Here is an 18,361-nt window from a genome sequence, read left to right on the forward strand (position 1 = left end):
CAGTAACTTCAGGAAAGCACTAACTTCTAGTTAGTGCAACCTGGCGGTTAGCGCTGCGCACGCGTACCCTCGTGCCATGACCGCCGGTATGAGCCCGATCGCCCAGGACCACGACGACCTCGCCTACAACGTCTTCGCCAAGGCCTGCCCGTCACGCGGCACGCTGGAGCACGTCACCGGCCGCTGGGGCGGTCTCACGCTCGGCGCGCTGTACGAGGGCTCGCTGCGCTTCAACGAGCTGCGCCGCCGCGTGGACGGGGTGAGCGAGAAGATGCTGTCCCAGACGCTGCACGCGCTGGAGCGCGACGGCTTGGTGCGCCGCGACGCGCAGCCGACCAACCCGCCGCGCGTGGACTACGAACTGACCCCCCTGGGCCGTCAGGTGGCCGAGCGGCTGCTGGCACTCATCCACTGCGTGGAGGGCGCCATGGACGACGTCCTCGCCGCACGCGCGCGTTACGACGAGACGCGCGGCGCCCTCTGACACTTCGGGCAGAAGTAGCTGGAGCGGTTCATCCAGGGGCGGCGGCGCATCGGCGTGCCGCACCGCTTGCAGGGCAGGCCCTCACGGCCGTACGTGTCCAGGGACCGGTCGAAGTAGCCCGACTCGCCGTTGACGTTGACGTACAGGCTGTCGAAGCTGGTGCCGCCCACGGCGAGGGCGGCGTTCATCACGTCCCGGACGTGGCCGAGGAGTTCGGTGGTGACGGGACGGGTGAAGTTCGCCGTCGGGCGCTCGTAGTGGATGCGGGAGCGCCACAGCGCCTCGTCCGCGTAGATGTTGCCCACCCCGCTGATCAGCGACTGGTCCAGCAGGGCCCGCTTGATGGTGGTCCGCTTGCGGCGCAGCGCAAGGTGGAAGGCCTCGTCGTCGAAGAGCTCGTCGAGGGGGTCGCGGGCGATGTGCGCGATGACGTCGGGCAGGCCGTCGGAGGTGTTGTCGTGCAAAGACAGCCCGCCGAAGGTGCGTTGGTCGACGAACCGGAGTTCCGTGCCGAGCGAGTCGGCGAACCGGATCCGGATGCGCAGGTGCTTCTCGTCCGGCGCCTCGTGCGGCTGCACCAGCAGCTGACCGCTCATGCCGAGGTGGGCGAGGACGGACTGGTTGGTCTCCTCCAGCGGCAGCCACAGGTACTTGCCACGGCGGCTGGGTATGCCGATGTGGTGGCCCTTGAGCCGGTGCGTGAAGTCGTCGGACCCCGCCAGATGCCGGCGTACGGCGCGCGGGTGCAGCACCTCGGTCTCGGCGACGGTGCGGTGGGCGACCCAGCGCGCCAGGCCGCGCCGGACGACCTCGACCTCGGGCAACTCGGGCATCGGGACCCCCGTACGAAGCGGTGGACGAACCGAGCGCCCGCCCCCTCGGGAACGGTGGGGCGGGCGCTCGGTACTGCTGTGGATCAGGCGGGAGCGGACGACGGGTCGCCGTCCTTGGCGCCGGTTTCCCCGGCTGCCGGGTCGCCGTCCCTGGCGGCCGCTTCCTTGGCCGCCTTGACCGCCTCGGCGTCCGCGGCGGCCGCTTCCCTGGCCGCCTTGGCGCGCTCGTCCGCCGCGGCCCGGATGGACCGCCAGGCGGACTCGGCGGCCTGCTGCTCCGCCTCCTTCTTGCTGCGGCCGGTGCCGGTGCCGTACGAGACGCCTCCGACGCGGGCGGCAGCAGTGAAGGTCTTCTCGTGGTCGGGGCCGGTCTCCGTGACCAGGTACTCGGGCACGCCGAGGCCTTCGGTCGCGGTCAGCTCCTGGAGACTGGTCTTCCAGTCCAGGCCGGCACCGAGGTTCGAGGACTTCTCGATCAGCGGGTCGAAGAGCCGGTGCACCAGCTCGGACGCCGAGTCGAGGCCCTGATCGAGATAGACCGCGCCGATCACCGCTTCCAGGGTGTCGGCGAGGATGGACGCCTTGTCCCGGCCGCCCGTGCCCTCTTCACCGCGGCCGAGCCGGATGAAGGAACCCAGGTCGAGGCCACGCCCGACCTCCGCCAGCGCACGCGAGTTGACCACCGCGGCCCGCAGCTTGGCCAGCTGGCCCTCGGGCAGGTCGGGGTGGGTGCGGTACAGCGTGTCCGTGACGACGAGGCCGAGGACGGAGTCACCGAGGAACTCCAGCCGCTCGTTCGTCGGCAGACCGCCGTTCTCATACGCGTACGAACGGTGGGTCAGCGCGCGCACCAGAAGGGCGGACTCGACCTTGTAGCCGAGCCGCCCTTCCAGAAGCGTGTGGGACGAGGCCTGGTTGTCCGCCTTCTTCTTGGCGGGTGCGTCCGCCTTGGCGTCTTCCGCCTTCTTGGGACTGGACACAGTGCCTCTCACCAGCCCGCTCAGACTTCGAGGACCTGGCGCTTGTTGTAGGTGCCGCAAGACGGGCACGCGATGTGCTGCTGCTTGGGCTCGTGGCAGCGCTCGCACGCAACCAGGGTGGGGACCGCAGCCTTCCACTGCGACCGGCGGTGGCGCGTGTTGCTGCGCGACATCTTCCGCTTCGGAACAGCCACGGCTACTTCTCCTGCTTCTCGTCGACGCCCGCTTCGGCGCCGCTCATCTCGTCCTTCTCGCCGTCTTCGAGTGAACCGGCGAGTCCCTGCAAAGCCGCCCAACGGATGTCGACGGCATCGTGGTGGTGGTCCGGGTCGTCCGCGAGCAGCGCTCCGCACTCGGAGCACAGGCCCGGGCAGTCCTCCCGGCACACCGGCTGCATCGGCAGTGCGAGCACCACCGCATCGCGCAGCAGAGGTTCGAGGTCGAACAGTCCGTCCTCGAGGAAGAACCTGTCCTCGTCGTCCTCGGCGTCGTCGCCCGGTTCCGCGATCACACGGCCCCGGTCGTCGGCGTCAGGGTACGAGAACAGTTCCTGGAAGTCCGCTTCGAGCTCCAGCCCGACCGGCTCCAGACACCTTACGCACTCCCCCTCGGCCTGTGCACGGGCGGTGCCTGTGACGAGCACACCTTCCATGACCGACTCGAGGCGGAGTTCGAGCTCCACCGGGGCGCCTTCCGGCACTCCGATGACCCCCTGGATGCCGAGATCGGCGGGAGCGTCGATCGTGCGGGTCAGGCGCTGCAGCGCGCCAGGACGCCGACCCAGCTCGTGCGTGTCGAACACGAGGGGGTTGCGGTGGTCGAGGCGGGCGTTGGGAGCCATTCCTGCTTTCGATCTTCGAACTCGGAGGGCCGCCGCCCCTCCGTGTTGCGGGCAGCGGAGATCGCGGACGTACGCGCGACCGAACAGCCAGGATACTGGACCTTTCGCTCAGGGCCCAATCCGGAGGTCGGCGGGCGGTCGCGCGGCGGCCTTCCGCTCGTTACAGGCCGCGGCCCTGCTCGTACGCCCTCAGCTGCTCCGCGCTGATCATGCTGGTGTCGAAGAGACTGGTCTCGTCGAGAGCGTAGCCCTGCTGCTGGTGCTGGGGCTGCTGCTGGTGCTGATGGGCCTGCTGGGGGTCGTAGGCGGCCTGCTGCTGGTCATAGCCCTGGTAGGCATAGGGGTCGGCCTGCTGGTAGCCGTACGGGTCCTGCTGGCCGTAGGCGGGCTGCTGCGGGAAGCCGCCGTAGGGGTCCGGCTGCTGCTGGTCGTACGCGTACGCCGGCTGCGGCTCGTACGACGGCTGCTGCTGCGGCTGCTGCTCGGGCTGGGCCGGGCGCTCGGCCGAGGCGTCCTGGTCGGCGAGCGCGGCGAGGTCGGCGAGGTAGTCGGCGTCGCTGGAGTGCTGGAAGGTCGTGGTGTCGTCGGCGAGGGCGCCGAGGTCGTCCGTGGCGATCCGGCCGTGCAGCTTCTGCCGGCCGCGGCCGACGGCCTCCAGGGTCTTGGCGAGCACCGCCTCGAAGGCGCCCAGCTTGACGTCGACGTACTGGTCGGCGTTGTGCCGCAGGGTCTCCGGGTCGTGGCTGCGCTCGGGGGCGTCCTCGTCCTCGTAGCCGTTCTCGTCCAGGCCCGGGCCGGTGCCGAGGAGCTTCTCCCGGCCGCGGCCGACCGAGCCGAGGGTCTTGGTGAGGACGACCTCGAAGTTGGCGAGCTTGGAGTCGACGTAGTCGTCGGCCTCGGCGCGGATCTCCTCGGCCTCCTTGCGGGCCTCGGCGAGGATCCGGTCGGCCTCGGCCTGGGAGCGGCGGGCGATCTCGGTGTCGGAGATCAGCGAGCCGCGCTCGGCGTGCGCGTTCGAGATGATCCGCTCGGCCTCCAGGCGGGCCTGCTCGACCATCTGCTCACGGTCGCCGATCAGCTCCTGCGCCTGCGCGAGGGAGCCGGGCAGCGCCTGGCGCACCTCTTCGAGCATCGCGAGCAGCTCGGCGCGGTTGACCACGCACGACGCCGACATGGGCATGGACCGGGCGCCGGAGACCGTGGAGACGATCTCGTCGAGCTTCTTCTGCACGTCCACCTGTGCTCGCCACTCTCTACAGCCGGGTTGAAGACGGACGGGACGACTGTAGCCCCATCAGTCCTTGCGGAGGCGCTTGTTCAGGGCCTCCAGTACGGGTGCGGGCACCAGGTGGGAGACGTCACCGCCCCAGGCCGCGACCTCCTTGACCAGCGAGGAGGAGAGGAAGCTGTAGGTGGGGTTGGTGGGCACGAACAGCGTTTCGACGCCGGTGAGGCCGTTGTTCATCTGGGCCATCTGCAGCTCGTAGTCGAAGTCGCTGACGGCGCGCAGGCCCTTGACGATGGCGGGGATGTCGCGCTGCTTGCAGAAGTCGACGAGGAGGCCGTGGAAGGCCTCGACCCGGACGTTGGCGTAGTCGGCGGTGACCTCGCGGATCAGCTCGATCCGCTCCTCGATCTCGAACAGGCCCTTCTTGGCCTTGTTGATCATCACCGCGACGTAGACCTCGTCGTAGAGACGGGAGGCACGGGCGATGATGTCGAGGTGTCCGTTGGTGATCGGGTCGAACGACCCGGGACAGACGGCGCGGCGCACTTGTGATCCCTCGCTCTCCGGTCCGGTCATCGTGCGTCTTCGCACGTAGAGGCGGCGCGACCGTACCAAAACGTTCCCTCGCCGTAGCGACGGGACCTGATCGCCTCGAAGCCGTCCGGCCACTGGAATGCGCCGCCTCTGGTGCTGCGCTCCACGGTGACGAGCGCTTGCTCAGCGAGCCAGCCTTCCGAGTGGAGTGTGAGCAGAATCTCGCGAAGATCGTGATCTGTGACCACGTACGGAGGGTCGAGGAAGACCAGGTCGTACGGCTCTTCCGGGGCCGGACCCTTGATGATCTGTTCCGCTTTGCCCGCTCGGACCTCGGCGCCGGGAAGGCCCAGGTTTTTCACGTTCTCGCGCACGATTCTCGCTGCGCGAGCGTCGGCTTCGACGAGGAGGGTGTGGCTCGCGCCCCGGGAGAGGGCTTCCAGGCCCACAGCGCCCGAGCCGGCGTAGAGGTCGAGGACTCGTTCGCCCTCCAGGGGGCCGCCGAGGAGGGACTGCCAGGTGGAGAAGAGGCCCTCGCGTGCGCGGTCCGATGTCGGCCGGGTTCCGGTGCCGGGCGGTACTGAGAGGCGCCGTCCGCCTGCCCGGCCGGCGATCACGCGAGTCATCTTCGGTCCTTGTTCGGGGGTGGTTACGGATTCAGTTTGGCAGCAGGTTCGTCGTGGTCGCTCGCGCCCGCGCGGCGGAGCCGCATATCGACGCAGCCCCGCGCCCCTTTCGGGGCGCTGCACCTCAGCAACTGCACCTCAGCCCTTTTCGAGGTACTGCTCCCTCTCCTCGTCCAAGAGGGCGTCCAAAGCCGTACGCAGGCCCGGAAGGCTCTCCAGCTCGGGATCCGCCGCCACCACCGCCGTCGCCTCCTGCCTCGCCTCCGCGATGACCTCCTCGTCCTCGATGACCGCGAGGACGCGCAGGGAGGAACGGGCGCCGGACTGGGCCTGGCCGAGGACGTCGCCCTCGCGGCGCTGTTCGAGGTCGATGCGGGAGAGCTCGAAGCCGTCGAGGGTGGAGGCGACGGCGTTCAGCCGCTGGCGGGCCGCGCTGGCCTCGGGCATCTCGGTGACAAGGAGGCACAGGCCGGGGGCGGAGCCCCGGCCGACGCGGCCGCGGAGCTGGTGGAGCTGGGAGACGCCGAAGCGGTCGGCGTCCATGATGACCATCACTGTGGCGTTCGGGACGTTCACACCGACCTCGATGACCGTGGTGGCGACCAGGACGTCCGTCTCGCCGGCCGCGAAGCGGCGCATCACCGCGTCCTTGTCGTCGGGGTTCATACGGCCGTGGAGGACCTCCACCTTCAGGCCTTGCAGGGGCCCGCGGCCCAACTGGTCGGCGATGTCCAGGACCGCGAGCGGCGGGCGCTTCTCCGCCTCGTCCCCGGGGGACTTCTTCTGGCCGGCCTTCTTGGGGTCGGCCGCCTCGTCGATGTCGTCGCCGATGCGTGGGCAGACGACGTAGGCCTGGTGGCCGTTCGCCACCTCCTCGCGGACCCGCTCCCAGGCGCGGGCGAGGAAGTGGGGCTTGTCGGCGGCCGGGACGACATGGCTGGCGATCGGGGAGCGGCCGGCGGGGAGCTGGTCGAGAACGGAGGTCTCCAGGTCGCCGAAGACCGTCATGGCGACCGTGCGCGGGATCGGGGTGGCCGTCATGACCAGCAGGTGCGGGGGCTGTTTGCCCTTGCCGCGCAGGGCGTCGCGCTGCTCGACGCCGAAGCGGTGCTGCTCGTCGACCACGACCAGGCCGAGGTCGTGGAACTGGACCTTGTCCTCGATCAGGGCGTGCGTGCCGATGACGATGCCGGCCTCGCCGGTGACCAGGTCGAGCAGGGCCTGGCGGCGGGCGGCGGCGCCCATGGAGCCGGTGAGCAGGACGACCTTGGTGGCGTGCTCGGCGCCGCCCAGCATGCCGCCCTCGGCCAGCTCGCCCATCATCTCGGTGATCGACCGGTGATGCTGCTGGGCGAGGACCTCGGTGGGCGCGAGCATGGCCGCCTGCCCGCCCGCGTCGACCACGGCGAGCATGGCGCGCAGGGCCACCATCGTGTTGTGAGTCACCGTGAAGTGATCGGTGACGTAGGCGTGACTGGGGTGGGCAACACTGATGCATTGGACCGGCCTGGGGCCTACGTGCTCCACAGAGCGGATGCCACGGCGGAAGGTGTGGTACTTCGGCCGTGGGCGTACGCGTTCGGCCTTGCGGGTGAGCCGGAACGGGGGACAGCCATCGGGCAACGCCACGGAGACGTCGAATGCGGCCTCCTTGCGCAGAACACGCGCCCGACCACCCAGGGAACGGACGAGCCAGGCCACGTCGTCCGCCAACGTCCGCGATGCTGAGCACACGGAAATGCTCATACCGTCTTCATCAACCGTGCCGTCGGTGTCCATGAGCCCTTGCAGGAGGGCGAGGCGATTCTTGATCGACGTGTTCTTGAATTGTGCGGGAATGAACTTGTCGTGTGACGTCAGCCCCCAAAGCCTCAGGTCGCGGAGAGCCTCGACGATGGGATTGCGAACGCCGCCCGAGCGGTGCGTGAGCTGGATCGTGTAGTCACACCGCGAACCGGTCACAGGGACGAGACGGCATTCCGGAGACACCAAGGCCACCAAGGCATCGCGGAGCTCCGCGTCGATGGTGGAGAACCGTAGATTGCGGCGGAACGAGCCGTCGCCCAACAGGAGCCCGAACAGATACGGGTCCAGGGGAAGCGGAGAGTCGTCGCCGAGGTCCACCGGGGTTGCCGCCGGAATGTACCACTTCGACGATCCATTGGCCTTGACCAGATCGTGCCGGATTTCCCGGGTGGTCAGCACTTCGGGGGACTGGCCGCGGTCCCAACCGCAACGTGTGCCGACGATCCATAGGTGTTCGTCGTCGCACTCCACCGAACTCCCATCGGAGAGCACAATGCGCCAGACGTCCCGTACACCCTGTGGGAAGACCCCGTCGATCAGAGCGATCTCGCCTGTCGGCACGATGACCTCGTCGCCCACTTCAAGGTCGCCCATCCGGCGAAAACCACAAGGCGTGAGCACCAGCGAGTCCAGCGGCTGAGCCTTGCCGCTGCCGACCTCTCCTTGCAGCAGCCGGTGCATCGGGTGTTCCGTGGCGAGGTCGTCGAAGATCTCCTTGGAGACCTTCTGCTGGCCCTCGGTGAGGGTGAAGGGCAGGCGGTCGTCGAAGGCCGTGAGAAGACCGTCGGGCTCGGGTCGGCGGGGGACGGCCGGGAGCTGGGTGTCCGCGTGGCGGCGGCGGGCCAGGGCGACCTGGAGGACGAAGGCCTCGTCCCACTTCAGGCGGGCGCGGGCGTCGGCGATGTCCGCCTTGGTGTGCGGGCGGTGGATCTTGAGGAGGGCCTCGGGGAGCGGGACCAGGCCACGGCCCTCGCGGAGGGAGGGGGGCAGCGGGTCCAGCGCCTCCTGGGCGGTGGGCAGCACCGTCTGAACCGCCTTGCCGATCTTCCAGGACTCCAGTTTGGCGGTGGCCGGGTAGATGGGGATCAGGGCGCCGGCCCAGCTCTCCACCGTTTCCTCGCTGTCGCCTCGCAGCAACTCGTAGGCGGGATGGGCGAGTTGGAGGCGACGGTTGAAGACCGAGACCTTGCCGGCGAACATCGCGCGGGTGCCGGGCAGCAGCTCCTTGTGGGGCTTGTGGACGCCGTTGCCGAAGAAGACCAGCTGGATCCGGCCGCTGCCGTCGGTGATCGTGACCTCCAGGCGCTGACCCTTGCCGCGGGGGGCCTTGGCGGAGGCGAAGGTGTGCAGACGGGCGTCGGCGACCTGGGCCACCACCGTGACGTGCTCGTCCATGGGCAGCTCGGCGAGTTGGGTGAGCTGGCCGCGCTCCTCGTATCTGCGCGGGTAGTGGTGGAGGAGGTCGCCGACGGTGTGCAGGCCGAGGTGCTCGGCCATCACCTTCGCGGTGGCGGGGCCGAGCACCGACTTCAGTGGCTGCTTCAGTGGTTCTTGCAGTGCGGGCACGAGATCCATTGCACACCACGGCACTGACAATGCCGTATACGTCCTGGGAAGAACCTGGTCGGACGGGCTGTTCGGGCTCTAGGATGGCGCGCTCCGGCCATCCTTCGCGGTCACCGCCCCACCGGGGACCGCCCGACCCCGCGCCGATGCTCCTCCCCTCCGGCGCCGCGACGATGGACTACCAGAGCTCACAGTCATCCCAGGGTTCCCTCTCACCTCATACGTTCCAGGTCGACCTGCGCGGTCTGGTGGACCTGCTCTCCCATCACCTCTATTCCAGCCCCAAGGTCTATCTGCGTGAGCTGCTGCAGAACGCCGTCGACGCCATCACGGCACGGCGGGACGAGGAGCCCGGCGCCCCGGCCCGGGTGCGGCTGTACGCCGATGACGGGGGCCTGCGGGTGGAGGACACCGGCGTCGGGCTCACCGAGTCGGACGTGCACAGCCTGCTCGCCACCATCGGGCGCAGCTCCAAGCGGGCAGAGGGCCTGCAGGAGGCCCGTGCGGACTTCCTCGGCCAGTTCGGCATCGGTCTGCTCGCCTGTTTCGTGGTCGCCGAGCGGATCCGGGTGGTCAGCCGCAGCGCCCGGGCCCCCGGCGCGCCGCCGGTGGAGTGGACGGCGCGCGACGACGGCTCGTACACCGTGCGCAGCCTGCCCGGCTCCGCGCGGCCGGAGCCCGGTACGACCGTCCACCTGACCGCGCGCCCCGGGGCGGCCGAGTGGCTGGCGCCTGAGCGGGTCCTGACCCTGGCCCGGGACTTCGGCGCGCTGCTGCCGTACGACGTCCGGGTGGGAGAGGAGCCGGTCACCGATCTGCCCGCGCCCTGGGACCGGCCGTATCCGAGCCCATCGAGCAGAAGGGTGGCACTGGCCCGGCACTGTCACGAGCTGTTCGGGTTCACGCCGCTGGACTCGATCGACCTGGACCTGCCGCCGGCCGGGATCCGCGGGGTGGCGTACGTGTTGCCGGCGGCCGTCAGCCCCGCCCAGCGGGCGACCCACCGGGTGCATCTGAAGGGCATGCTGCTGACCGAGCGGGCCGAACAGCTGCTGCCCGACTGGGCGTTCTTCGTGCGCTGTGTGCTGGACACCGACAGTCTGCGGCCGACGGCCTCGCGGGAGTCGCTGTACGAGGACGAGACGCTGGCCGCGGTGCGGGAGGCGCTCGGGGAAAGGATCCGCTCGTGGCTCACGGGCCTCGCGGCCGGTGACCCCGAACGGCTGACGGCGTTTCTCGCCGTGCACCACCTTGGGGTGAAGTCCCTCGCCCGGCACGACCGCGAGATGCTGCGCACGATGCTGCCCTGGCTGCCGTTCGAGACGACCGACGGGCAGCTGTCCCTGGAGGAGTTCGCGCAGCGGCACCCGGTGGTCCACTTCACGCGGACCGTGGAGGAATACCGGCAGGTCGCGCCGATCGCCTCCGCGCAGGGCGTCGGGGTGGTCAACGGCGGCTATACGTACGACGGCGACCTGGTCGAGGCGCTGCCGTCGGTGCGGCCGGGGACGGTGGTCGCCGAGCTGGACGCGGACACCGTGACCGCGCACCTGGACGCGGTCGACCCGGGCGAGGAGCTCGCCCTGTCCGGCTTCCTGGCGGCGGCGCGGGCGAAGCTGGACCCGTTGGGCTGTGACGTTGTCCTGCGGGCCTTCCACCCCCTGTCCGTGCCTGCGCTGCACCTGGACGACCGGGCCGCGCGGCACGAGCAGGCCCGCGCGGCGGCCGAGGAGCAGGCCGACGACCTGTGGGCGGGCATCCTCGGCTCGCTGCGCGGCGGCGCACCACGCGCGCGTCTGGTGCTCAACCATCTCAACCCGCTGGTGCGGCGCATCGGTTCGCTGAAGGACCCGGAACTGATCGGCACCGCCACCGAGTCGCTGTACGGGCAGGCCCTGCTGATGGCGCAGCGCCCGCTCAGGCCGGCCGACTCGGCGCTGCTCAACCGGGCGTTCATCGGCCTGCTGGAGTGGGCGACCCACGGGGAGGGTGAGGGGCGATGAGTGAGATCGCGGACTTCGACGCGCTGCGGCAGGCGATGGCGGAGAACTCCGAGCAGCCGGAGGGTCCGGCCCGCAACGCGCGCGCGGAGCAGCTGCTGGCCGCGGCGGAGGGCCTCGGCATCCCGCTCGGCGTCATCGAGGCGCTCGGGCACCAGCTGAGGGTCTACAACTACAGCTCCGAGAGGGACAAGATGTTCGTCCCGTTCGCGCGGCTGCTGCGCATGTGGGACGAACGGCCCGAGGACTTCGACGCGTACGAGGCGCACTCGCTGCACTGGGTCTTCAAGTGGATGTCGGCGGGCATGCTGGACCAGCCGCACATCCCGCTCGCCTCGATCGAGAGGTGGCTCGGCGAGATGGAGCACCGCTACCGGCTCGCCGGGCACTCCGAACGGGCTGTGCGCAGCGCCGAGTTCAGTGTGGCCGCGCATGTCGGTGACCTGGCGCGCGCGGAGCGGGCGTACGCGGCCTGGCTCGCCGCGGACCGCGACGAGATGGCCGACTGTCACGCCTGCGAGCTGCACGGGCAGGGCTTCTGGCAGGTCGAGCGCGGACGGGACGAGGAGGCGCTCCGGCTGTGGCGGCCGGTGCTGGAGGGCGAGTTCGCCTGCGTGCACGAACCGCACACCGTGCTGGCCTCCTCGCTGGTCCCGCTGCTGCGCCTGGGCCGGCTCGACGAGGCCCGCGCCAACCATCTGCGCGGTTTCCGGCTCGTACGGCCGATGGAGTCGATGCGCGGCGCGTACGCCGACCATGTGGAGTTCTGCGCGCTGACCGGGAACGAGGCACGCGCTCTGGAGCTGCTCGCCGAGCGGCCCGCCTACTTCACGGACACCGGACATCCGCGCAGCCGGCTGGACTTCATGGCCGTGGTGACGCTGCTGATGGACCGGCTGACCGAGCTGGGGCTCGCCGGACAGCGGGTGCCCGGGCCCGCCGGGCGGACCTGGACGGCGCGGGAACTCGCCGCCCACGCGCGCGTGGAGACCCTGGAGCTGGCCGGGCGGTTCGACCGGCGCAACGGCACCTCGCGCGTCGGCGACCGGGCACGCGCGCGTATGGACCAGCGGCCACTGGTGGACCGCCTGCCGCTGGGCGTGCGCACGGTGCGCCCCGCGCCGGGCGCAGTGGCCGCGCCCCCGCCGACCGAAGTGGACGGCGAGCCCGATCTGGCGGCCCTGCTCGCCGAGGCACGGCGGCTGTCGGACACCCTGCAGCCGCACGCCCTGGAGGCCTGGGCGGCGGTCCGGCGGGCCGCGCACGGTACGGAGCTGGAGCCGCGCGACCGCGCGGAGCTCGCCGACCACGAGGCGATGGCCCGCGGCCCCGAGGGCATCGAGCTGTTCGAGCAGGCGGCGGCCCTGTACGCGGAGGCGGGCGACCCCGGCGAGGCCCTCGCGGCACGCGCGCGTGGAGCCTACGTCCGCGCCCTGACGGGCGAGGTCGACGCGGCTCTGGAGACGGTCACCGCCCTGTACGACGAGGCCCTCGCGCTGTACGCCGAGGAGGCCACCGGACTGCGGCAGACGGCGTCGGTGGTGACGAGCCGGGCGCGCGTTCTGATGCGGCTGGTGCATCAGGGGGCGCCGGTGCTGGAGGTCCCGGCGCCGGACGGTCCCGCACCCGAGGGCGCCCCGGCCGACGGCCCGGCCCCCGACACATCGGCGACCCCGGACGAGCCGGGGCCCGAAGCCCCGGAACCGGACCGGCCGGACGCGGGCAATCTCGCGCCCCGGGACGCCATGCCGGACGGGCCGGCCCCCGACGCGCCGGCCACGACCCGGCCAGGACGCGAAGTCCCCGAACCAGACCGGCCGGACGCAGGCAAGCTCCCGCCCAGAGACGCCGTGCCGGACGGGGCGGTCCGCGACGTGTCGGTCGCGGGCCAGCCGATGAGCGAGGGGCCGGTGCCGGGCGGGGTGGGCTTCGGCGGGTCGGTGTCCGGGCGGGGGCGGGATGCGTTCGCGCAGGCCGAGCAGGCCGTGCGTGAGGTGCTGGCGCTCGTGGGCGGGCGGACCGGCGGGGATGTGCGGCTGGCCGCGCGGGCCGCGGAGGCGCGGGCCATGCTCGCCGAGCTGGCCGGGCTGCGCGGGGACGCCGAAAGGGCCGCGGAGCTGTTCCGGCGGGCGGCCGACGCGTACGTGAGCGCCGGGCTGCCGTGGTTCGCCGTGGAGTACGAGGTGCAGGTCGCCGCACTGGCCCACCAGACCGGCGACCCGGCCGGGGCCGAGCGGGCGTTGCGGGCCGCGCTGGAGCACGGCGGGCCGTACGTGGAGCCGGTCGGGCGGGCGCAGCTGCATCTGCAGCTCGCCGAGATCGTCGGTGCCCGGGGCGAGGTCGTCGAGGCCGCCGGGCACGCGCTGGAGGCCGCGCACTGGGCCGACGAGGCGGGCGAGAGCGGCACGCTGGGCGCCTGGGCGCGACAGGCGCTGGGTGGGCTGCTGCTGCGCCAGGGCCGCTGGGCGGAGGCCGCCGAGGTGCTGGAGTCGGCGCTGGCCGACCTGTCCGCCGGGACGCACGGGGACGGGGCCGTCGTACAGGCGCAGTGGTGGCTCGGTGACTGCCTGAGCGAGCTGGGCGACCACCGTGCGGCCGCCGAACACCGGCTGCGGGCGGCCGAGATCGCCCGGCACTGGCCCGAGCAGCAGGACCACGCCACGCTCGCCCACCTCGCCGCCGAGTCCCTGAGCAAGGCCGGTCTGCTGGAGGAGGCCGATCAGGCCTACGCGCGTGCGGGCGAGCTGTGGCGGGCGCTGGGCAACCCGGCCTTCCTCGTCCGCTCGCTGCGCGCCCGCGGCTGGGTGGCGCTGGGCGTGGACGGCGGAGCCGAGGGTGCCCAGGAGCTGATGGCGGAGGCGGTGCGCACGTGCGAACGGGCACGGGAGGCCGCGGCCGACCCGGTGTCCCGCGAACAGCTCACGGCCGAACTCGCCCAGACGCACCGGCAGTTCGGCGACCTGCTGGCCCGCTCGGCGACCGAGGGCGCCGAGATCGCCGAAGAGGCCGAAGACCGTGCGATCCAGGGCGCGTTCGAGGCGGCGCTGGTTCAGCTGGACCGGGCGGCCACGCTGTTCGGCACGCTGGGCGCGGACGGGTTGCACGACCGTACCGGTGCCCAACTCGCCGCCGGATGGCTGGAGGCAGACCTCGGCCGGCCCGCTCGGGCGGCGGCACGCGCGCGTGCCGTACTCGCGGCCTACGAGGACGCTGACGACGGGGACGAGACCGTCCGGGCGCGGCGGGCGGAGGCGGGCCGGCTGCTCGATCCGGAACGGTGAGTCCCGCGCGTGCTCACTCCACGCCGATGAGCAGCAGGGTCCCCTGCCGGCCGCCCCGGTACACGACCGTGTCCACGGCGAGGTAGGACTCCCGTACGCGGGCCTCCAGCTGCTCGGCGACGGTCTCGGGGGCCCCGTCGCCGACGACGAGGGTGACCAGCTCGCCGCCGGCCTGGAGCATGCGGTCCAGGACGGTCCGGGCGGTGGCGGTGACGTCGGGGCCGATCACCGCCACGTCGCCGTCGATCAGCCCGAGCACGTCCCCGGCCTGGCAGATGCCGGCCGTCGTCCAGGACTGGCGTTCGGCGACGACGAGCTCGGCGTACCGGGTGGCGCCCGCGGCCGCGGTCATCTGGACCACGTCCTCGTCGAACCGGCGGTCCGGCGCGTGCACGGCGAGCGCGGCGATGCCCTGGACCGCCGAGCGGGTCGGGATCAGGGCCACCCGGATGCCCTCGGCGCGGGCCTGCTCGGCGGCCGCCGCGGCCGTGTGGCGCAGTTCGGCGTCGTTGGGCAGCAGGACGACCTCGCGGGCGTGGGCCCGCCGTACGGCCTGCACCAGCTCTCCGCTGGCGGGCGGCTCCCCGGGGCGCGCGAGCACGGTCGTGGCGCCCGCCTCGGTGTACAGCCCGGCCAGCCCCTCGCCCGGTACGACGGCGACGACGGCCCGCTGGGCGCGCTCGCGCGGGGGCCGCTCGCCGCCGGTGTGGACGTCCCCGAGCCCGAAGTGGGTGATCCGGATCCGGTACGGCCGCCCGGCCTCCACGCCCGCCTCCACGGCGGCGCCCGCGTCGTCGACGTGCACATGGACGTTCCACAGCCCGTCGCCGCCGACCACGACCAGGGAGTCGCCGAGCGCGTCGAGGCGTTCCCTGAGCCGGGCCACCGCCGTGTCGCCGGCCTCCAGGAGATAGATCACCTCGTAGGCGGGCCCGCCGTTCTCGCTCCCCTCGGCACAGAGGTCCCCGTCGCACATGCTCTCCACGCGCGCGTGCCCGTCGGAAACCGCGTCCGGGGCCTGCCCGCTCTCCCCCGCCGCCGTAAGGCTCTCCGGTGCCGCCGGAGCCTCCCGTACCGCCTCTCCGGTGAACGCCTCCACCAGGGCCCCCAGCACCGCCACGAGCCCGCGTCCGCCCGCGTCGACCACCCCGGCCCGGCCGAGTACGGGCAGCTGGCCCGGAGTGGCCGCCAGGGCCGTCAGCGCGCCCTCGTACGCCGCGCGCGCGACCGTGCCGCAGTCGCCCTCGGCCTCCTCGGCGGCCTCGGCGGCGGCCGAGGCGACGGTCAGCACCGTGCCCTCGACGGGATGGGCCACGGCCTGCCACGCGGAGTCGGCGGCCCGCCGCAGTGCCAGCCGCAGGCCCGCGCCGTCGATGTGCGCCGCCTCACCGCCCTCCGCCAGCACCTGCGCCATCCCCCGCAGCAGCTGCGCCAGGATCGTCCCGGAGTTGCCGCGGGCCCCGATGAGCGCCCCGTGGGCCATCGCGTGAACGGCGTCCGCCAGGGACGGCTTCCCGGCGCCCGTCTCGTACCCGGCGAACACCGCCTCCACGGCCGTGGCCGCCGATTCCAGGGTGAGGTAGAGATTCGTCCCGGTGTCGCCGTCGGCCACCGGATAGACGTTGATCGCGTCGATCTCCTCACGCGCGCGGCCCAGCGCTCCGAGCGCCAGACCGCACCAGGTGCGCACCGCGAGAGCATCGAGGAATGTCTGCGGCACCTGCGCCACCTGCGCCTCCCTGAGCTGGCTGGACGTGGGACGCAGCGTAGACCCCGAAGCGGTGTCCACCGGAAGAGGGCCGCGAGCCGGGCCCTGAGCTGCCATGGTAGTTTCGTTCTACGGGCGCAGCCGTTGTATGCTGCTCCGGTTGCCCGATCCGATCGGGCCGTTCCCCTGGCAACGCCACTCAAGATCTCAGGTTTTAGGATCTCGATCCCGGCATGCCGGGATTAACCGTAAGTGCATCTGAAGTCTTTGGAGTGACCCGTGGCTGCCAACTGCGACGTCTGCGGCAAGGGGCCGGGCTTCGGCAACAACATCTCGCACTCGCACCGCCGTACGTCCCGCCGCTGGAACCCGAACATCCAGCGTGTGCGTACCGTGGTCGGCGGGACGCCGAAGCGCGTGAACGCTTGCACCTCGTGCATCAAGGCCGGCAAGGTCTCGCGCTGACGCTACAGCTGAGCGCGCGGCCACTGCCTGGTTCGCTGCACTGAGCCGGTCCACCCGAGGGTGGGCCGGCTTTTTGCCGTACCCGGGCCCGGGTCAGGCCCGCGCTCGGCCGCGCAGCCGCCAGCCGTGGTCCACCGGTCCGATCCCCGCGCCCAGCGCGAACCCGGCCGCGATGGCCCCCGTGACGTACTCCTTGGCCGCCGTGACCGCCTCCGGCACGCTCTGCCCCTTCGCCAGCCCCGACGCGACGGCGGACGCCAGGGTGCAGCCCGTGCCGTGCGTGTGCCGGTTGTCGTGGCGCGGGGCCCGCAGCCAGTGCTCACAGGAGCCGTCGGTCAACAGGTCGACGGCCTGGTTGCCGCCCGCCCGCCCTGCGTCTGGCGCCAGGTGCCCGCCCTTGATCAGCACCCAGCGCGGCCCGTACTCCAGCACGGCCGCAGCGGCCCGTCGCAGATCGTCCTCCGACTCGACCCGCACCCCGGTGAGTTGCGCCACCTCGTCGAGGTTCGGGGTCGCCACGGTGGCCGCCGGGAGCAGCTTCGTGCGTACGGAGTCCAGCGCGGACGCGGCCAGCAGCGGGTCGCCGTGCTTGGAGACGCCCACGGGGTCGACCACGGCCGGCGCGTCCGTGCCGGAGATCAACTCGGCGACCGCCTCGACCAGTTCCGCCGAGGCCAGCATGCCGGTCTTCACGGCCTGGACGCCGATGTCGTCCACGACGCTGCGGTACTGCGCCCGGACCGCCTCCACGGGCAGTTCCCAGGCGCCCTGCACGCCGAGGGAGTTCTGCGCGGTCACCGCCGTGATCACGCTCATCCCGTGCACGCCGAACGCCAGCATCGTCTTCAGATCGGCCTGGATCCCCGCTCCGCCCCCGGAGTCGGAGCCGGCCACGGTGAGGACCCTCGGCGGCGTGTTCAGGGTGCTCATGACTCGATGCCCCCGAAGTGGTCCCAGCCGCCCTTGCTGGTCCAGGGCGCCCCGTCGACGGTCACCTGGGGCAGCGCGGAGGGGTTGAGGACCTCGCCGATGACCTTCCAGCGGGCCGGCAGCTTGGTGTCCGGCGGGAAGGTCGCGACGATCGCGTGGTCCTCTCCCCCGGTCAGCACCCACTGCAGCGGGTCGACGCCGACGGCCTGCCCGATGTCGTTCATCTGGGTCGGGATGTCGATCGCGCCCGCGCGGATGTCGATGCGGACCTTGCTCGCCTCGGCGATGTGCCCGAGGTCGGCGATCAGCCCGTCGCTCACGTCGCACATCGCGGTCGCGCCGAGCGCGGCGGCCGCCGGGCCCGCGTGGTACGGCGGCTCGGGGCGCCGGTGGGCCTCCACGAAGGCGCGCGGGGAGCGGAAACCGCGGGAGAGGACCGCGTAACCGGCCGCGGACCAGCCCAGCCAGCCCGTGACGGCCACCAGGTCGCCGGGCTGGGCGCCGGCGCGCGTGACGGGCTCCTGGTTGCGCAGATCGCCGAGCGCGGTGATCGACACCATGATCGTGTCGCCGCGCACGACGTCACCGCCGACCACGGAGGCGCCCGCGACCTGGCACTCGTCGCGCAGGCCGTCCATCAGCTCGCTGGGCCAGGTCACCGGGAGTTCGGCCGGGACGACCAGGCCGAGCAGCAGGGCGGTCGGTACGGCGCCCATCGCGGCGATGTCGGCGAGGTTCTGCGCCGCCGCCTTGCGGCCGACGTCGTAGGCCGTGGACCAGTCGCGGCGGAAGTGCCGCCCCTCCAGCAGGATGTCGGTGCTCGCCACCACCCGGCGGTCGGGCGCGGCGACCACCGCGGCGTCGTCGCCGGGGCCGATCCGGACCGCCGGGGTGGTGGTGAGACGGGAGGTGAGCTCCCTGATGAGCCCGAACTCCCCGAGCTCACCAACAGTGCCCTTCATTGCCCTTGCTCCCCTTCTCTGCCATGCCGTGCCCAGTCGCGCGTCATCAGTGTCCCCGATACCGTCGAGATGACCGTCGATACGGTCCGGATGACCGTCGCATCGGTCTTGCGACCG

Annotated in this window: 15 protein-coding genes; 4 read left to right on the top strand and 11 right to left on the bottom strand. The window is 72.0% G+C overall.

Annotated elements, in window-relative coordinates:
• Positions 1 to 88 precede the first annotated feature (88 nt).
• Complete coding sequence (locus ACIBJF_RS18920) at positions 89 to 484, top strand: winged helix-turn-helix transcriptional regulator (protein ID WP_390683086.1); 396 nt, start codon at positions 89 to 91, stop codon at positions 482 to 484.
• Here the strand turns inward: ACIBJF_RS18920 and mutM are convergent.
• From mutM to ACIBJF_RS18960, 8 genes are all read right to left on the bottom strand, one after another.
• Positions 457 to 1,317, bottom strand: a complete 861-nt coding sequence (mutM, locus tag ACIBJF_RS18925) for a bifunctional DNA-formamidopyrimidine glycosylase/DNA-(apurinic or apyrimidinic site) lyase (protein WP_399174936.1) — start codon at positions 1,315 to 1,317, stop codon at positions 457 to 459. The two genes, ACIBJF_RS18920 and mutM, sit on opposite strands and share 28 nt — an antisense overlap.
• Positions 1,318 to 1,400: 83 nt before the next feature.
• Positions 1,401 to 2,297 (bottom strand): ribonuclease III, encoded by an 897-nt coding sequence (gene rnc, locus ACIBJF_RS18930; protein WP_399174938.1) that lies wholly within the window; start codon positions 2,295 to 2,297, stop codon positions 1,401 to 1,403.
• Between the two features lie 20 nt (positions 2,298 to 2,317).
• Positions 2,318 to 2,491 carry a 50S ribosomal protein L32 gene (gene rpmF, locus ACIBJF_RS18935; RefSeq protein WP_003951102.1) on the bottom strand — a complete coding sequence of 58 codons (174 nt, stop codon included), beginning with the start codon at positions 2,489 to 2,491 and terminating at the stop codon, positions 2,318 to 2,320.
• A 2-nt stretch (positions 2,492 to 2,493) separates the two neighbouring features.
• On the bottom strand, positions 2,494 to 3,138 hold the full coding sequence (locus ACIBJF_RS18940; RefSeq protein WP_399174940.1) for a YceD family protein: 645 nt from the start codon (positions 3,136 to 3,138) through the stop codon (positions 2,494 to 2,496).
• Positions 3,139 to 3,298: 160 nt separating this feature from the next.
• Positions 3,299 to 4,375: an ATP synthase F0 subunit B gene (locus tag ACIBJF_RS18945; RefSeq protein WP_399174941.1), complete on the bottom strand. Its 1,077-nt coding sequence runs from the start codon at positions 4,373 to 4,375 to the stop codon at positions 3,299 to 3,301.
• Positions 4,376 to 4,432: 57 nt separating this feature from the next.
• Positions 4,433 to 4,912 carry a pantetheine-phosphate adenylyltransferase gene (coaD, locus tag ACIBJF_RS18950; RefSeq protein ID WP_399175038.1) on the bottom strand — a complete coding sequence of 160 codons (480 nt, stop codon included), beginning with the start codon at positions 4,910 to 4,912 and terminating at the stop codon, positions 4,433 to 4,435.
• 26 nt (positions 4,913 to 4,938) lie between these two features.
• A complete protein-coding gene (gene rsmD, locus ACIBJF_RS18955) occupies positions 4,939 to 5,526 on the bottom strand; it encodes a 16S rRNA (guanine(966)-N(2))-methyltransferase RsmD (protein ID WP_399174943.1) in 588 nt (195 codons plus the stop codon).
• A gap of 138 nt (positions 5,527 to 5,664) precedes the next feature.
• Positions 5,665 to 8,907 (bottom strand): helicase-related protein, encoded by a 3,243-nt coding sequence (locus tag ACIBJF_RS18960; RefSeq protein WP_399174945.1) that lies wholly within the window; start codon positions 8,905 to 8,907, stop codon positions 5,665 to 5,667.
• 164 nt (positions 8,908 to 9,071) lie between these two features.
• Between ACIBJF_RS18960 and ACIBJF_RS18965 the strand changes: the two genes are divergently transcribed.
• Together ACIBJF_RS18965 and ACIBJF_RS18970 are read left to right on the top strand one after the other, a co-directional pair.
• A complete protein-coding gene (locus tag ACIBJF_RS18965; protein WP_399175040.1) occupies positions 9,072 to 10,901 on the top strand; it encodes an HSP90 family protein in 1,830 nt (609 codons plus the stop codon).
• Complete coding sequence (locus tag ACIBJF_RS18970) at positions 10,898 to 14,179, top strand: tetratricopeptide repeat protein (RefSeq protein ID WP_399174947.1); 3,282 nt, start codon at positions 10,898 to 10,900, stop codon at positions 14,177 to 14,179. The genes ACIBJF_RS18965 and ACIBJF_RS18970 overlap by 4 nt, the downstream gene beginning before the upstream one ends.
• A gap of 13 nt (positions 14,180 to 14,192) precedes the next feature.
• Here ACIBJF_RS18970 and ACIBJF_RS18975 read toward each other — a convergent pair whose 3' ends face one another.
• Complete coding sequence (locus tag ACIBJF_RS18975; protein WP_399174949.1) at positions 14,193 to 15,908, bottom strand: DAK2 domain-containing protein; 1,716 nt, start codon at positions 15,906 to 15,908, stop codon at positions 14,193 to 14,195.
• 258 nt (positions 15,909 to 16,166) lie between these two features.
• Between ACIBJF_RS18975 and rpmB the strand changes: the two genes are divergently transcribed.
• Positions 16,167 to 16,352, top strand: coding sequence for a 50S ribosomal protein L28 (gene rpmB, locus ACIBJF_RS18980; RefSeq protein WP_003993230.1), 186 nt, complete (start codon positions 16,167 to 16,169; stop codon positions 16,350 to 16,352).
• Positions 16,353 to 16,445: 93 nt separating this feature from the next.
• Here rpmB and thiD read toward each other — a convergent pair whose 3' ends face one another.
• Both thiD and ACIBJF_RS18990 read right to left on the bottom strand, forming a co-directional pair.
• Positions 16,446 to 17,282 carry a bifunctional hydroxymethylpyrimidine kinase/phosphomethylpyrimidine kinase gene (gene thiD, locus ACIBJF_RS18985; RefSeq protein WP_399174951.1) on the bottom strand — a complete coding sequence of 279 codons (837 nt, stop codon included), beginning with the start codon at positions 17,280 to 17,282 and terminating at the stop codon, positions 16,446 to 16,448.
• Positions 17,279 to 18,244, bottom strand: coding sequence for a thiamine-phosphate kinase (locus ACIBJF_RS18990; RefSeq protein ID WP_399174952.1), 966 nt, complete (start codon positions 18,242 to 18,244; stop codon positions 17,279 to 17,281). The genes thiD and ACIBJF_RS18990 overlap by 4 nt, the downstream gene beginning before the upstream one ends.
• Between the last annotated feature and the right edge of the window lie 117 nt (positions 18,245 to 18,361).

This window comes from Streptomyces sp. NPDC050743 (assembly GCF_044456925.1).
GTDB lineage: Bacteria > Actinomycetota > Actinomycetes > Streptomycetales > Streptomycetaceae > Streptomyces.

Coding starts and splice junctions, on each gene's coding strand:
- ACIBJF_RS18960 (WP_399174945.1), bottom strand. CDS start 8,907: ATGGATCTCGTGCCCGCACTGCAAGAACCACTGAAGCAGCCACTGAAG.
- thiD (WP_399174951.1), bottom strand. CDS start 17,282: ATGAGCACCCTGAACACGCCGCCGAGGGTCCTCACCGTGGCCGGCTCC.
- ACIBJF_RS18970 (WP_399174947.1), top strand. CDS start 10,898: ATGAGTGAGATCGCGGACTTCGACGCGCTGCGGCAGGCGATGGCGGAG.
- mutM (WP_399174936.1), bottom strand. CDS start 1,317: ATGCCCGAGTTGCCCGAGGTCGAGGTCGTCCGGCGCGGCCTGGCGCGC.
- ACIBJF_RS18940 (WP_399174940.1), bottom strand. CDS start 3,138: ATGGCTCCCAACGCCCGCCTCGACCACCGCAACCCCCTCGTGTTCGAC.
- ACIBJF_RS18965 (WP_399175040.1), top strand. CDS start 9,072: ATGGACTACCAGAGCTCACAGTCATCCCAGGGTTCCCTCTCACCTCAT.
- ACIBJF_RS18990 (WP_399174952.1), bottom strand. CDS start 18,244: ATGAAGGGCACTGTTGGTGAGCTCGGGGAGTTCGGGCTCATCAGGGAG.
- ACIBJF_RS18920 (WP_390683086.1), top strand. CDS start 89: ATGAGCCCGATCGCCCAGGACCACGACGACCTCGCCTACAACGTCTTC.
- rsmD (WP_399174943.1), bottom strand. CDS start 5,526: ATGACTCGCGTGATCGCCGGCCGGGCAGGCGGACGGCGCCTCTCAGTA.